Below are 12,280 nucleotides of genomic sequence, written 5' to 3'. Positions count from 1 at the left end.
TGTAGTTCCTTTTGTTCGGTTCGAACTGGTTGGTTATGAACAGCGAAAAACCGCCTTACGCGGCTTCGTCCTTCTTGGCGTAGGCCGAGAACACGCGAGCAAGCTGACTTGCCGGCGCTGCAACAACACCTGCGATGCGGGTAGCCGGAGTCTGGATCATGCCCAGCAGCTTCGCGCGCAGCTCGTCCAGCGAAGGCAGGGTCGCGAGCGACTTTACACCTTCGGCGTTGAGCGTTGTTGTTCCCATGGCGCCGCCCAAGACAACGATCTTGTCGTTGCCCTTGGCGAAATCCACGACGACCTTCGGAGCGGTAATCGGATCAGTGCTGTATGCGATCAGCGTCTGACCGGTGAAGAGATTGGAAATCCCTTCCGCATCCGTGCCCTGAAGAGCAATTTTGGCCAGGCGGTTCTTCGCGACTTTGACGGTGCCGCCAGCAGCGCGCATCTTGGAACGAAAATCGTTCATCTGAGCGACTGTAGCACCAGCATAGTGGGCCACGACAACCGAACCAGAAGCCTTGAAGACTTCGTTCAGTTCCGTGACGAATTCGCGTTTTTCCGCTCTTTCCACTGCTTTTCTCCAGTTGACAGGACCGGATTAACGGGCCTGCCGGGTTGCCTTTTGCCTCCTGGGATCAATGAGATCCCAAGCGACGCTTGAGGATCCTGTCCCCTCGCGCTCGAGCCTGACGGCTCCAAGGCACAAGGCATCCAAGGCTCGAACCGAGTTCATCGAAGCAAAGCTTCTTCAAAATTCGGGTCTTACCCGTCTCATGCAGGCTTGAGTGATTAAGGGATAACCACCTGCAATCTCGGACAGGAATTCCGGATTTCTCCGGAAATCCCGGCCCCGAAGGACCGGGAATTCTTAAACGCCGGGCACAACGCCCGGCATAATCATTAGGCGCTCGGCGCCGTAACCGTCGACGGCTCGATCTTGACACCCGGACCCATGGTCGAGGAGATCGCTACGCGCTTGACATAGTTGCCCTTGGCACCAGCCGGCTTCGCCTTGATGACCGCATCAGCGAATGCGCGGATGTTTTCTTCCAGAGCCTTGGCGTCGAACGAAGCCTTGCCGATACCGGCATGGACGATGCCAGCCTTCTCGACGCGGAACTCGACAGCGCCGCCCTTGGAAGCTTCGACGGCACCCTTGACGTCCATCGTAACAGTGCCAACCTTCGGGTTCGGCATCATGCCGCGCGGGCCGAGAACCTTACCGAGACGGCCGACGAGCGGCATCATGTCCGGGGTGGCGATGCAGCGATCGAAATCGATCTTGCCGCCCTGAACGATTTCAACCAGGTCTTCAGCACCGACGACGTCTGCGCCAGCAGCCTTGGCTTCATCGGCCTTGGCGCCGCGAGCGAAGACGGCAACGCGAACCGTACGGCCGGTGCCGTTCGGCAGGTTAACAACGCCGCGAACCATCTGGTCGGCGTGACGCGGGTCAACGCCGAGGTTCATCGAGATTTCGACGGTTTCGTCGAACTTGGCGACGGCACGTTCCTTGACCATGTTGATGGCCAGATCCAGAGCATAAAGCTTGGTCGGATCAACGCCTTCACGAATCTTCTGAATACGCTTTGCTACCATGATCTTAGCCCACCACTTCCAGGCCCATCGCGCGGGCAGAGCCCTCGATCATGGCCATTGCGCCTTCGATATCGGCCGCATTCAGATCCTTCATCTTGGCTTCGGCGATCGACTTGATCTGAGCCTTGGTGAGCGAACCAGCCTTGGAACCCTTACCCGGGGTCTTCGAACCGGACTGGATCTTGGCTTCCTTCTTCAGGAAGTAGCTGACCGGCGGCTGCTTCATGATGAAGGTGAAGGACTTGTCCTGGTAGTAGGTGATGACGACCGGGATCGGCATACCCTTTTCCATTTCCTGCGTGGCGGCATTGAACGCCTTGCAGAATTCCATAATGTTAATGCCACGCTGACCAAGCGCAGGACCGATCGGCGGCGACGGATTCGCCGAGCCGGCCTTGACCTGCAGCTTGAGCTGGCCTGCAACTTTCTTAGCCATTTCTCTCTGCCTTTCTATATGACCGGTTGCCCGGCCCACTATGCCGGATCGCTCCGGCGGCTGCGGTTGCGTGGTGCGGATCACCAGGTCCGGCTAAGACCCTACCCTTCCACGCGGATTGCGGCTTGGCCGCGAGACATAAGCAAGCATTTGCTTACATCCAAACTCGAACGAAAGGCTAGCCGCCAGGCCAACCTTTCGTAGAAATCGCAATCAGACCTTCTCGACCTGGCTGTATTCCAGCTCGACCGGCGTAGCACGGCCGAAAATCGACACCTCCACCTTCAGGCGCGAACGCTCTTCGTCCACATCCTGAACCGTGCCGTTGAACGAAGCGAACGGGCCATCGGAGACGCGGACCTGCTCGCCGATCTCGAAGGATACGGAAGCCTTCGGCCGCTCGACGCCTTCCTGGACCTGGCCGAGAATACGCTCGGCTTCATAATCCGGAATCGGAACGGGCTTATTGTCGGAGCCGAGGAAACCAGTGACCTTCGGCGTATTCTTGATCAGGTGGTAAGCTTCATCCGTCAGGTTGGCGCGCACAAGCACGTAACCCGGGAAGAACTTGCGCTCGCTATCGACCTTGCGGCCGCGACGAACTTCAACAACCTTTTCGGTTGGCACAAGGATCTTTTCGAACAGATGCTCGAGACCCTTCTGCCTGGCCTTCTCCTCAATGGATTCAGCCACCTTCTTTTCGAAATTAGAATAAGCGTGGACGATGTACCAACGTGCCGCCATGTTCATCTCCACCCGATATCAGTTGCCGGTATTCAGCACATAGCTGAGAATCCAGCCAATAAGCTGGTCGGCAGCAAAGAAAAACAGCGAGGCGAAAACGACCATGACGAGCACCATCACCGTCGAGATCATCGTCTCGCGACGCGAGGGCCAAGTGATTTTCGACGTCTCGGAGCGCACCTGCCGCAGAAACGCTAGTGGATTCGTTTTGGATGCCATTGACTGCCCACGCAATTACGGCGCGTAAAGCTGAAACTATCAGCCCCACGCACCGCGTGTCTGTTGAACCCTACATAAACACCGATTCCCAATTTAACAAGAGGCAATACGGCGCTTTCTAAAATTTGCCGACAATCCGGCATAACCCTCAACCAGAGAAGCTGCGAAACGACGCGCCAGTCAAATCAAGGAAAATGGCAGGGGCAGCAGGGCTCGAACCTACGACCTGCGGTTTTGGAGACCGCCGCTCTACCAACTGAGCTATACCCCTTCTTCCTTCGAATATTCACTTCAAGCGGTGGACCGCTTGAGCAGTTCGAAGACTTGGCGCTCCCTTTAAGGCGGGACGAAACGATTGGCAAGAGCGTTTTTTGCTTTTTCCCAATCGGACCTGCAACTTCACATGGGACATGCCCGTGCGGACAGACCTGCCGGACAGGCAAAGCCGCCGCGAACGCTATGGAAAGGATGCCCCTCACCCTCGTTACTCTCCGGGAGAACCTTTCGGCTTGCGCTTGAGAAATTTCGGCCGGAGACGGCGCATGAAGTTATCCGCAGAGCGAATCACATTGGTCAGGGAGATCAGCTTGTCTATTTCGGCATCGGTATTGCCGAGCCGTTCCGACAAAACTTCGGCTGCGGCCAAAGCAATTTCGGCCGGAGGCACCTCCGTGAAGCGCTGGGCAAGGCTGATATAGGGGTTCAGCGCGACCCCGCCATGGATGGTGATCTTTCCAAGGCGGGCAAAGAGACGAAGAAAGGTCTGCTCGAAGCTCCAGTCATGGGCGGAAACCACCCTCCACTTCTGACTGCGCCTGGCCGAGAAGCCGGCAAGCACGATCGCGCCGGGCAATTTCAGATCGCTGAGCCAAAGCGCCATGGCAAAGCCGCTCGTCGGCGTCTTGCCTTCCGTATAGAAATCCGAGCAGAAGCCCACGAGGTCGAGGTGGCCGGTCGGCGCGCCTTGGAAGTCGGCGGCCGGATTGAGCTTCTCTTCCAGTCCAAGGCGTATGTTCATGATGCCGAGGAAATATTCCTTCGGAAAGAATTTGACCACTTCGCCCACCTCGCCGCGATAGACGATGTTGGCGCCGCGCGGCTGGCCGCGCGAGACTAGCAGCGAGTGCCCGTGGAACGGGCGATCCAGAACCTTGTAGACCTTGTTGAAGAAGACGAAGAGCGCCGTCTCAGGAAACTGCGTCTGCAGGCTTGCGATATCGACCGCGTCGCTGTTAGCGACCAACACGATATGTGAGAAACCCGCCAGCACCTTGTGCCATTCGTCGGTGCCATTCAGGCCGGCTGCGGAACCCGCAGCCGGAAGGCCCACATCAACGGCACCTGACGCTCTTTGGTCTAATTCCTTCATTTCTGTTGGACGTGCAGCATCCGGTCGCGCATGGCGAACCATTCTTCAGCGTAATCGTCGTTGCGATATTCATCGAAATAGGGGCCGCCATCGGTGAAATGCACCAGCTTGGCATCGTCGCGGTAATCATATTCGTTGACGAGATAGTTCCAGACAACCGGCACCTCGCCGATCTGATCGTCGTTCTCCAGCCACTTGAACTGATGAAGCTGAAGGCCCGTTGCCGTATTGACGAAATCCTTCGACAAAGCCGTGCACTTGGCATTGTTGAACAGGATCATGCTCGACCAGTTCTTCTTTTCATACTTCGTCTGCGTCTGCCCGAGGAATTTGGTCTCGATCTTCGGCTGGTAGTCGTGCTTGACGCACATGGCGGCATAGCGATCGTCACGCAAGGCCCAAAGCTCGGCAATATCGGCGCGCGCGAGCATGTCGCAATCCATGAAGATGCTCCAGCCCTGGTAATCGCTGAGGTAAGGCACGAGGAAGCGCGAGAAGGAAAACTCGGTCGATTGCAGCGGGTTGCGCTCGCGCGTGAAGATGCCCTCGAGATTATTGAGCACGATCGGCGAGAACACCACCGGAATAGACGAGCGTTCGATGATGCTCTGGGTCAGGACGTGGTAGGCCACGACCTCCTTGGAATCGAACCCGACGAAAATACGTGCAACATTATCCTTCATGATACCTCCGAAACGGCTGGTTTGTTTTGAATCAGCCGGCAAATTATCTTTCGCCGTGACGCAAGCAAGGCTCAATTCATCGCATGAAGCCTATCGGCTGCGGGATGAGGGTTCAACACATGTGCCCGAATACGCCGCACGACGCGCTGCAATCTACGGGAGATGCCGCGAACCTGATCCTACTTAAAGAAACAAGGATATTTGTCGAGTGTTTGCGGAAGCATTTTTGGTTATGCTGCGTAACAAATGGAGAGATTTCCGCTTGTCCCTCTCCCGGGCGCGCCAGAGAGCGGCGCCCGGGGTATTTCTTAGGCTTTACGCCTCAGACCTTCACATATTTCCGCCAGTCGTGCTCTTCCTTGAAGCCCAGGACCTCGCGGATCTTGCGATTGGACAGCAAGCCCTCATATTCGCCGATCTCGCGCGTGAACGGGACGTTCGGAAAGTGCTTGGCGGCCAGCTCTCGCGATGGCGTATTGGCCGATACCGTGTCGTTGGCGGCATTGAACACCTGGAAGCCGAGGCCGCTCTTCTCGATGCAGAGATGGACGATCTGGCCGAGGTCGCGGGCGTCGATATAGCTCCAGGCGATGCGCTTGCGGATTTCGCTGTTGGCGAAAAACTCGGGGAACCGCTCATATTCATGCGGCTCGATGACATTGCCGATGCGCAGCGCATAGATGTCGATACCGAAACGCTCGGCGAAAGCCCGAGCGGTCTTCTCATTCACGACCTTGGACAGACCGTAGGAATCCATCGGGTTGACATCATAGTCTTCTTCCAGCGGGAACTGATGGAAGTCGCGATGGCCTTCGGCAAAGCAGACGCCATAGGTCGTCTCGCTGGAGGCGACAATGATCTTCTTGACGCCAAGCTTCGCGGCCGCCTCGATGACATTGTAGGTGCTCATCGTGTTGACGCGGAATGTCTCGTTGTCGGGCTTGATCAGCATTCGGGGAATAGCGGCGAAATGCACCACAGCGTCGAAAGGCTGCACACCCTTGCCTTGATCGAGATCCGGAAAATCGCGGTGCATGCTAAGGACATTATAGACCTGTCCCGCATCGGTGACATCGGCCTGCAGGTTGGTGACGCCAGGGCTGTTCAGTGGCACGAGATCGACATTGTGGACCTCATAGCCGGCATTGACCAGCCAAGGAACCGTGTGACGTCCAGCCTTGCCGCTGCCGCCCGTGAACAAAATACGTTTCTTCATGAAATCTCCTCCAGATAAAATCGAGCGATACATAGGCCCTTGCTTCCATTTCGCAAGACACGGCTTGGTGAGCTGACGCTTTCTCGGCAAAATAAGGGAATCGAGACGGCCGACTTGCCCAAGAGGCCAATGGCAACTGGGATCACGTCACCACTCGGTGATGAAGGGTTTGGGGCTACCGGAACAGCTATTTCAGCACGACATCCGCGCTTTGCCCGATCGAAAGATTGCTCGTGTCCAGGATCTCGCAGCCATTTGTCTGAGCTTCGCGGCGCAGGTAGGCTGCCCAGTTCATCATATTCGCATCGGCAAGTTCCGGCTGGCCTCGCTCGACGGACAAACGATGTGTCCTCGTTGCATCATCGCAATCGACCAATATGAGGCGATAGTCATCGATATCGGCGGCGGCCGCTGCCTCCTTGATGAAGGATGGCCGCATCTGCCCCTCGAGAAGAGTGGCCCTACCTTTCCGCACCTGTGGCGCAAGCCGCGCCAGCCATTCCAGGGTCTTATCCCGCTGCCAGCCCTCGGGCGAACCGTGATCGCGGATCATGGCGTCAAGCGACGGCACGCCGATACTGTCGAAATGATGGACGGCTGATGTATAGGCATGGTCCTTGGCGATCGCCTGCGCGATCGCGGTCTTTCCCGAGCCCGAAGCCCCGGTCAGAATGATCAGGCTCATGCAATACCTCCGAATGCGAAAAGGCCCCGCTGTTTCCAGCGGGGCCTCTTATAAAGGAATAATCCGAAGATTACTCGACGATGGATGCAACGATGCCAGCGCCGACGGTACGGCCGCCTTCGCGGATTGCGAAGCGAAGCTTTTCTTCCATCGCGATCGGAACGATCAGCTCAACGGCAACCGTGACGTTGTCGCCAGGCATAACCATTTCCGTGCCTTCCGGAAGCGTCACGATGCCCGTCACGTCAGTCGTACGGAAGTAGAACTGCGGACGGTAGTTCGTGAAGAACGGCGTATGACGGCCGCCTTCTTCCTTCGTCAGGATGTAGGCTTCAGCCATGAACTTCTTGTGCGGCTTCACCGAACCCGGCTTGCACAGGATCTGACCACGCTCGACGCCGTCACGGTTAACACCGCGAACCAGCGCGCCGATGTTGTCGCCGGCCTGGCCCTGGTCGAGCAGCTTGCGGAACATTTCAACGCCGGTCACCGTCGTCTTCGACGTCGGACGGATGCCGACGATCTCGACTTCTTCACCAACCTTGACGATACCGCGCTCGACGCGGCCCGTCACAACCGTACCACGGCCGGAGATCGAGAACACGTCTTCGATCGGCATCAGGAACGGCTGGTCGATCGGACGCTCAGGCGTCGGGATGTAGGCGTCAACCTGAGCCATCAGCTCGCGGATCGCATCTTCGCCGATCTTCTTGTCCGAATCTTCAAGGGCTGCAAGCGCCGAACCCTTGACGACCGGGATATCGTCGCCCGGGAAGTCGTAGGACGACAGAAGTTCGCGAACTTCAAGCTCGACGAGCTCGAGAAGCTCGGCGTCGTCAACCTGGTCGACCTTGTTCAGGAACACGACGATCGCCGGAACGCCAACCTGGCGAGCGAGCAGGATGTGCTCGCGCGTCTGCGGCATCGGGCCGTCGGCGGCAGAGCAAACCAGGATCGCGCCGTCCATCTGAGCGGCACCCGTGATCATGTTCTTGACGTAGTCGGCGTGGCCGGGGCAGTCAACGTGCGCATAGTGACGGTTCGGCGTCTCGTATTCAACGTGGGCCGTCGAGATCGTGATACCACGAGCCTTCTCTTCCGGAGCCGCGTCGATCTGGTCGTACGCCTTGAACTCGCCGAAGTACTTCGTGATCGCTGCCGTCAAGGACGTCTTGCCGTGGTCAACGTGACCGATCGTACCGATGTTAACGTGCGGCTTATTGCGCTCAAACTTACTCTTTGCCATTTGAATGCTTCCTGTGAACGTAATGAGTGACCCCGGCGAACCGGTTTAGTGCCGCCGTTTAAGGCTTTCATCGCATTTGCGCAAGACTTAATTGCAGGCCCTATTCCGGGCGAAGCCTGGCCGATGGCGGATGATCTCAAGCCATCAACATTCCTTCGCCGCGTAAGGTTCGCCGGCCGATCCGGAAAGACAAAAAAGCATTTGCCGGTTCAGGCGCTTACATAGGGAGACACGGCGAAGAAATCCAGTGCCGCTAGAGGGGTAGGCATTCGTACGATCTCGAACGCAAAGCGCCCTCTCCCGGCAGGAAAGGGCGCAGAATTATCAAACCACAATCAATCGTCGCTTGTCACGATGCATCATTCGACGCAGCCGATCGGAGACGCCGAAGCTTTGCAGCGATCAGTCGAGAAGATCAGCCGGCACCTTGCCGCCATTGTCCGCAAGCTTCTTCAGAAGAGCCTTGTGGAGGAACATGTTCATCTTGGCGGAATCGCCAGCATCACCGGTATAGCCAAGCTCCTGCGCCAGTTCCTTGCGCTCGGAAAGGCTCGCATCCATGCCAAGCGCCTTCATCAGGTCGACGATCGAATGTTTCCAGTCGAGCTTCTGGCCGCTTTTCTTGACAGCAGCATCGAGGATGGAGGCGATATCCACCGGCGCGGACGGTGCGCTGGTAGCAGGCGAGGTTGCTGCCGTCGTCGCTGAAGGAGCTGGCGTCGGCGCAGGCGCCGGATTGGCAGTTGCGGCTGTCGTCGTCGGTGCCGGAGCAGCCTCGGCAGCCTTTGCCTGTCCCCAGATTGCACCCTTGATCTTGTCGAAGATACCCATTTGCGCTCTCCCGTTTCGGTTGCCTGAGCAATATGTATCGCTCGCGCAAATATAAGCAACCCTTCATGTCAAATATGCAAAGGCAGAAGCCAACACGCCGAGACCGAAGCCGCCATCAGGACCGACAAGCATGCAAGGCACAATATCCTCTTCGCTTTAACGAAGAACGATGAAGATGCTAACAAACTGAAATTCTTGGAGCGGGTAGCGGGAATCGAACCCGCGTATTCAGCTTGGAAGGCTGCTGCTCTACCATTGAGCTATACCCGCGGGATGGTCAAGATCCGGCACGGAATGGTGGAGGGAGTTGGATTTGAACCAACGTAGGCTGAGCCAACGGATTTACAGTCCGTCCCCTTTAACCACTCGGGCATCCCTCCAGTATTCCGACTGGATCTTGCGACCAAGCTTGTCAGACCGTGGCGTCGCCGCCGTGATCTGCGCCGCGTATATGGCCGGACCACTTCCGTCTGTCAACACAAGGAATTGCCAAAAATGACAAAAAAATTTCAGCCTGTGGGAAAAGCCCGGCACTGAAAGAGGCTAGGCGCTTGCGGACGCGCTGGTTATAAAGCCGCATGAGCAAAGATAAAATTTCCGGCCGCGCCGGCCCAGACAGCACCTCCGACGACAAGTCGGCCAAGGACACGCTTACGCCACCCTGCGTCGCGCGCATCGCGATGCCAAGCGCGAGCGCGGCGAAATCCCGACGCCGACGCCGCAGAAGCGCAAGAAGACTGGTGCGGACGATTGGAAGCCGCCGGCGCTCGCACCCGACCAGGTCTTTCTCTATGGCCTCCATACGGTCCGCGCGGCGCTTGCCAATCCCGAGCGCAAGAACATCAAGCTGTCGACGACGCAGAATGCGCTGGTGCGGCTTGAGGTCGGCCCGGCCGACCAACTCGGCATTCCCGTCGAGATCGTCTCGCCGCAGGATATCGATAAGGTGCTCGGCCCGGAAGCGATTCACCAAGGCGTCATGCTGGAAACGCGCCCCCTGCCCGTGCGCCGTCTCGAGGCATTGAAGGACAGCCCGTTGCTACTGGTCCTCGATCAGGTGACGGACCCGCACAATGTCGGCGCCATCATGCGCTCGGCCGTCGCTTTCGATGCGGGCGCCGTCATCACGACACAACGCCACAGCCCGACCGAATCAGGCGTGATGGCAAAATCGGCCTCGGGCGCGCTGGAACTCATACCTTATATACAGATCACCAATCTCGCCGACGCACTCGGCGAGCTGCACCGGCTCGGCTTCACGACCATCGGGCTTGATTCGGAAGGTCCGGCACCGCTGGAAGGCACCTTCAGCGGCGACAAGATCGCCCTCGTGCTCGGCTCCGAGGGCAAGGGCCTGCGCCAGAAGACACGGGAGACGGTGAATGCGCTCGCTCGGCTCGATATGCCGGGCGCCATCAAGTCGCTCAATGTCTCGAATGCTGCCGCGATCGCGCTATATGCGACGCGGTCCTATCTCAAATCATAGTGGCGCCCTTGGCGGCCGCAGCACGTTGGGAGAATTTGCTTTGATCCGTCTTCTTGGTCCTGCGGCGGTTGCCGCCGCCCTTGCTTTGGCCATAGTCCAGCCGGCGCGCGCCGCCGATGACGAAATGATCCAGGCGCAAGCAGGCGTCTGGCTGGTTGCGCCTGAAAGCGGCGCCAAGGGCTGCCGCCTCACCTTCGGGACGAATACGGTCTCCGGCGGCTACGAGATTACAGGGGCGGATGCATGTGCGACGCCGCTCCCCGCCCTTACCGCCGCCAAGATCTGGAATTTCACCGATGATGGCGCGCTGGCGATCACGGACGGTGGGGGCAAGCCGCTCATGCGCTTCCAGCAGGAGGAAGGCTCGCCGTGGGAAAGCGAAGGCGGCGATCGGACCTGGCTGCTGCCGGCGCTCGGCGTTGTCGATCACGTGCCGACTACCGAAAGCCTTGCAGGCACGTGGCGCATCCAGACGCCGGACGGCAAGCCCATCTGCGATATCACGCTCACAACCGACAAGGATCAGGACGGCACCGCCAAGATGTCATCCAGCGGCAACTGCGCCGGCGAAGTCGGCGACCTCAAGCTTTCCCTGTGGGCGACAGAAGGGTTCGGACTTGTCATGCTGGGCAGCGATGGCTCCTCGCTCTCTTTTGATATGAAGCCCGACGGCAGTTTCCAGAAGTCCGAGGAAGAGGAAGGCGAGCCGTTGCTGCTGGTCCGCAAATAGGTTGGTTGAAGCATATCGAAGCACGCTCACCGCGAGCGCTAAATCAAGCGCGTAATGCTCATCGCACGATCATCGGCGCCCGATGCCAGGCCGATTGGCGCCAAAGCACCCTCTCGGTAACCGGGCAGCCGTCCTGCAGCTTCGCCCAGGAGGTGACATTGAGGTTCATCTCGCATTGCGCGAGGTAGCTCCGCCCCCCGACGGTCATACAGGCGACCTCGCCGACCGCATGCTGCTTTCCATCCGCATTTTTACAGTAGCAGTTTCCACCAGCTAACACTGATGCGCCTGTAAACGCCGTGATCACGACAACCGGCAATCCCAAGGCGGCATGCCGCGATATCCCGCGCATGGACGTATCCTCTCCACCATTGACGGATGAAGTGTATGCCGATTTCTGGCGTTGTAAATGCATCTGCAATCCCGAGCAGGCAGGCGAATGGATGCATGAAGAACCGGGGGCGATTTGATGCGCTCACCAAGACCTATCGGCAGGCTCAGTGAACCATAGGGTCCGCTTCATCGAAGAACGACCTGATGCCATCGCGGGCGATCGTCGCCAGGAACTCGTCGAATGCCTCGCGATCGGTCGCGAAGGGCTCTTCCCATTCGATCAGATCCTCTTCCGGCGTGATTACCTCCATCCGCCAGTCGGCATTGGTGCCGGCCGGGCGAAAGATATCGACCAGGACGGTCACGCCATCGTCGGTGAATTCACCCGAAAGCTCGGAGTGTTCGAGTTTAGGCTTCTTGGGCTTGCTCGGCATAGGGTTCCAGGCACACGAATATAGGATTGATGACTGTTACGAGCGTTCGGAGCCCGTTAGCAACGAGATATTATGTCGTTGTCGCCGGTTTTCCATACCGGAGATGAAACGATCGACGATATTCAAGAAAAAATGGTGCCCCCGGCAGGGTTCGAACCCGCGACCCCCTGATTACAAATCAGGTGCTCTACCAACTGAGCTACAAGGGCGTATAGGCATGCCAAATAACAGACTTTGAAATCCTGTAAAGGGAAAATCGGTCGATC

Annotated in this window: 14 protein-coding genes, 4 tRNA genes and 1 pseudogene; 2 read left to right on the top strand and 17 right to left on the bottom strand. The window is 58.0% G+C overall.

The window, feature by feature from the left end; translation table 11 throughout:
* Positions 1 to 55: 55 nt before the first annotated feature.
* The 14 genes from rplJ to ACK83U_RS05390 form a co-directional block, all read right to left on the bottom strand.
* Positions 56 to 574 carry a 50S ribosomal protein L10 gene (rplJ, locus tag ACK83U_RS05455; protein WP_004123444.1) on the bottom strand — a complete coding sequence of 173 codons (519 nt, stop codon included), beginning with the start codon at positions 572 to 574 and terminating at the stop codon, positions 56 to 58.
* A 329-nt stretch (positions 575 to 903) separates the two neighbouring features.
* Positions 904 to 1,602 (bottom strand): 50S ribosomal protein L1, encoded by a 699-nt coding sequence (gene rplA, locus ACK83U_RS05450; protein ID WP_069614843.1) that lies wholly within the window; start codon positions 1,600 to 1,602, stop codon positions 904 to 906.
* Between the two features lie 4 nt (positions 1,603 to 1,606).
* The gene (gene rplK / locus ACK83U_RS05445) at positions 1,607 to 2,038 is read right to left on the bottom strand and encodes a 50S ribosomal protein L11 (protein WP_112337471.1); all 432 of its coding nucleotides are present in this window, start codon (positions 2,036 to 2,038) and stop codon (positions 1,607 to 1,609) included.
* Positions 2,039 to 2,251: 213 nt separating this feature from the next.
* The gene (nusG, locus tag ACK83U_RS05440) at positions 2,252 to 2,782 is read right to left on the bottom strand and encodes a transcription termination/antitermination protein NusG (RefSeq protein ID WP_004123460.1); all 531 of its coding nucleotides are present in this window, start codon (positions 2,780 to 2,782) and stop codon (positions 2,252 to 2,254) included.
* Positions 2,783 to 2,800: 18 nt separating this feature from the next.
* Positions 2,801 to 3,001, bottom strand: a complete 201-nt coding sequence (gene secE / locus ACK83U_RS05435) for a preprotein translocase subunit SecE (protein ID WP_069614841.1) — start codon at positions 2,999 to 3,001, stop codon at positions 2,801 to 2,803.
* 195 nt (positions 3,002 to 3,196) lie between these two features.
* A tRNA-Trp gene (locus ACK83U_RS05430) sits at positions 3,197 to 3,272 on the bottom strand.
* Between the two features lie 213 nt (positions 3,273 to 3,485).
* Complete coding sequence (locus ACK83U_RS05425; protein WP_412474802.1) at positions 3,486 to 4,331, bottom strand: 3-deoxy-manno-octulosonate cytidylyltransferase; 846 nt, start codon at positions 4,329 to 4,331, stop codon at positions 3,486 to 3,488.
* 35 nt (positions 4,332 to 4,366) lie between these two features.
* On the bottom strand, positions 4,367 to 5,053 hold the full coding sequence (locus tag ACK83U_RS05420; protein WP_112337473.1) for a glycosyltransferase: 687 nt from the start codon (positions 5,051 to 5,053) through the stop codon (positions 4,367 to 4,369).
* Between the two features lie 322 nt (positions 5,054 to 5,375).
* Entirely contained in the window at positions 5,376 to 6,269 is an 894-nt protein-coding gene (locus ACK83U_RS05415; protein WP_112610990.1) for an NAD-dependent epimerase/dehydratase family protein, read from the bottom strand.
* Between the two features lie 187 nt (positions 6,270 to 6,456).
* The gene (locus tag ACK83U_RS05410) at positions 6,457 to 6,954 is read right to left on the bottom strand and encodes an AAA family ATPase (protein ID WP_112610992.1); all 498 of its coding nucleotides are present in this window, start codon (positions 6,952 to 6,954) and stop codon (positions 6,457 to 6,459) included.
* Between the two features lie 70 nt (positions 6,955 to 7,024).
* On the bottom strand, positions 7,025 to 8,200 hold the full coding sequence (gene tuf / locus ACK83U_RS05405) for an elongation factor Tu (RefSeq protein WP_015339584.1): 1,176 nt from the start codon (positions 8,198 to 8,200) through the stop codon (positions 7,025 to 7,027).
* A gap of 402 nt (positions 8,201 to 8,602) precedes the next feature.
* Positions 8,603 to 9,031 (bottom strand): DUF3597 domain-containing protein, encoded by a 429-nt coding sequence (locus ACK83U_RS05400; protein WP_112607070.1) that lies wholly within the window; start codon positions 9,029 to 9,031, stop codon positions 8,603 to 8,605.
* Between the two features lie 196 nt (positions 9,032 to 9,227).
* Positions 9,228 to 9,301 (bottom strand) — tRNA-Gly (locus ACK83U_RS05395).
* Between the two features lie 25 nt (positions 9,302 to 9,326).
* Positions 9,327 to 9,411 (bottom strand) — tRNA-Tyr (locus tag ACK83U_RS05390).
* Between the two features lie 198 nt (positions 9,412 to 9,609).
* Between ACK83U_RS05390 and rlmB the strand changes: the two are divergent.
* Together rlmB and ACK83U_RS05380 are read left to right on the top strand one after the other, a co-directional pair.
* Positions 9,610 to 10,517 (top strand): annotated as a pseudogene (rlmB, locus tag ACK83U_RS05385) (23S rRNA (guanosine(2251)-2'-O)-methyltransferase RlmB).
* Between the two features lie 40 nt (positions 10,518 to 10,557).
* Positions 10,558 to 11,247 carry a protease inhibitor Inh/omp19 family protein gene (locus tag ACK83U_RS05380; RefSeq protein WP_112607074.1) on the top strand — a complete coding sequence of 230 codons (690 nt, stop codon included), beginning with the start codon at positions 10,558 to 10,560 and terminating at the stop codon, positions 11,245 to 11,247.
* Between the two features lie 58 nt (positions 11,248 to 11,305).
* On the opposite strand, the gene ACK83U_RS05375 is transcribed toward ACK83U_RS05380, so the two are convergent.
* The 3 genes from ACK83U_RS05375 to ACK83U_RS05365 form a co-directional block, all read right to left on the bottom strand.
* Complete coding sequence (locus tag ACK83U_RS05375) at positions 11,306 to 11,599, bottom strand: hypothetical protein (RefSeq protein ID WP_112607076.1); 294 nt, start codon at positions 11,597 to 11,599, stop codon at positions 11,306 to 11,308.
* Positions 11,600 to 11,744: 145 nt separating this feature from the next.
* Positions 11,745 to 12,014, bottom strand: a complete 270-nt coding sequence (locus ACK83U_RS05370) for a hypothetical protein (protein WP_069614918.1) — start codon at positions 12,012 to 12,014, stop codon at positions 11,745 to 11,747.
* A gap of 133 nt (positions 12,015 to 12,147) precedes the next feature.
* A tRNA-Thr gene (locus tag ACK83U_RS05365) sits at positions 12,148 to 12,223 on the bottom strand.
* Positions 12,224 to 12,280: the final 57 nt, after the last annotated feature.

It is taken from the genome of Rhizobium sp. WW22 (genome assembly GCF_047041135.1).
GTDB lineage: Bacteria > Pseudomonadota > Alphaproteobacteria > Rhizobiales > Rhizobiaceae > Rhizobium.
This window is presented reverse-complemented; position numbering and strand designations above follow the sequence as displayed.

What these genes read in the sequence shown, in the direction of transcription:
- rplA (WP_069614843.1), bottom strand. Translation starts at nt 1,602, where the DNA reads ATGGTAGCAAAGCGTATTCAGAAGATTCGTGAAGGCGTTGATCCGACC.
- secE (WP_069614841.1), bottom strand. Translation starts at nt 3,001, where the DNA reads ATGGCATCCAAAACGAATCCACTAGCGTTTCTGCGGCAGGTGCGCTCC.
- ACK83U_RS05420 (WP_112337473.1), bottom strand. Translation starts at nt 5,053, where the DNA reads ATGAAGGATAATGTTGCACGTATTTTCGTCGGGTTCGATTCCAAGGAG.
- ACK83U_RS05415 (WP_112610990.1), bottom strand. Translation starts at nt 6,269, where the DNA reads ATGAAGAAACGTATTTTGTTCACGGGCGGCAGCGGCAAGGCTGGACGT.
- nusG (WP_004123460.1), bottom strand. Translation starts at nt 2,782, where the DNA reads ATGGCGGCACGTTGGTACATCGTCCACGCTTATTCTAATTTCGAAAAG.
- ACK83U_RS05370 (WP_069614918.1), bottom strand. Translation starts at nt 12,014, where the DNA reads ATGCCGAGCAAGCCCAAGAAGCCTAAACTCGAACACTCCGAGCTTTCG.
- ACK83U_RS05375 (WP_112607076.1), bottom strand. Translation starts at nt 11,599, where the DNA reads ATGCGCGGGATATCGCGGCATGCCGCCTTGGGATTGCCGGTTGTCGTG.
- tuf (WP_015339584.1), bottom strand. Translation starts at nt 8,200, where the DNA reads ATGGCAAAGAGTAAGTTTGAGCGCAATAAGCCGCACGTTAACATCGGT.
- ACK83U_RS05400 (WP_112607070.1), bottom strand. Translation starts at nt 9,031, where the DNA reads ATGGGTATCTTCGACAAGATCAAGGGTGCAATCTGGGGACAGGCAAAG.
- ACK83U_RS05410 (WP_112610992.1), bottom strand. Translation starts at nt 6,954, where the DNA reads ATGAGCCTGATCATTCTGACCGGGGCTTCGGGCTCGGGAAAGACCGCG.
- rplK (WP_112337471.1), bottom strand. Translation starts at nt 2,038, where the DNA reads ATGGCTAAGAAAGTTGCAGGCCAGCTCAAGCTGCAGGTCAAGGCCGGC.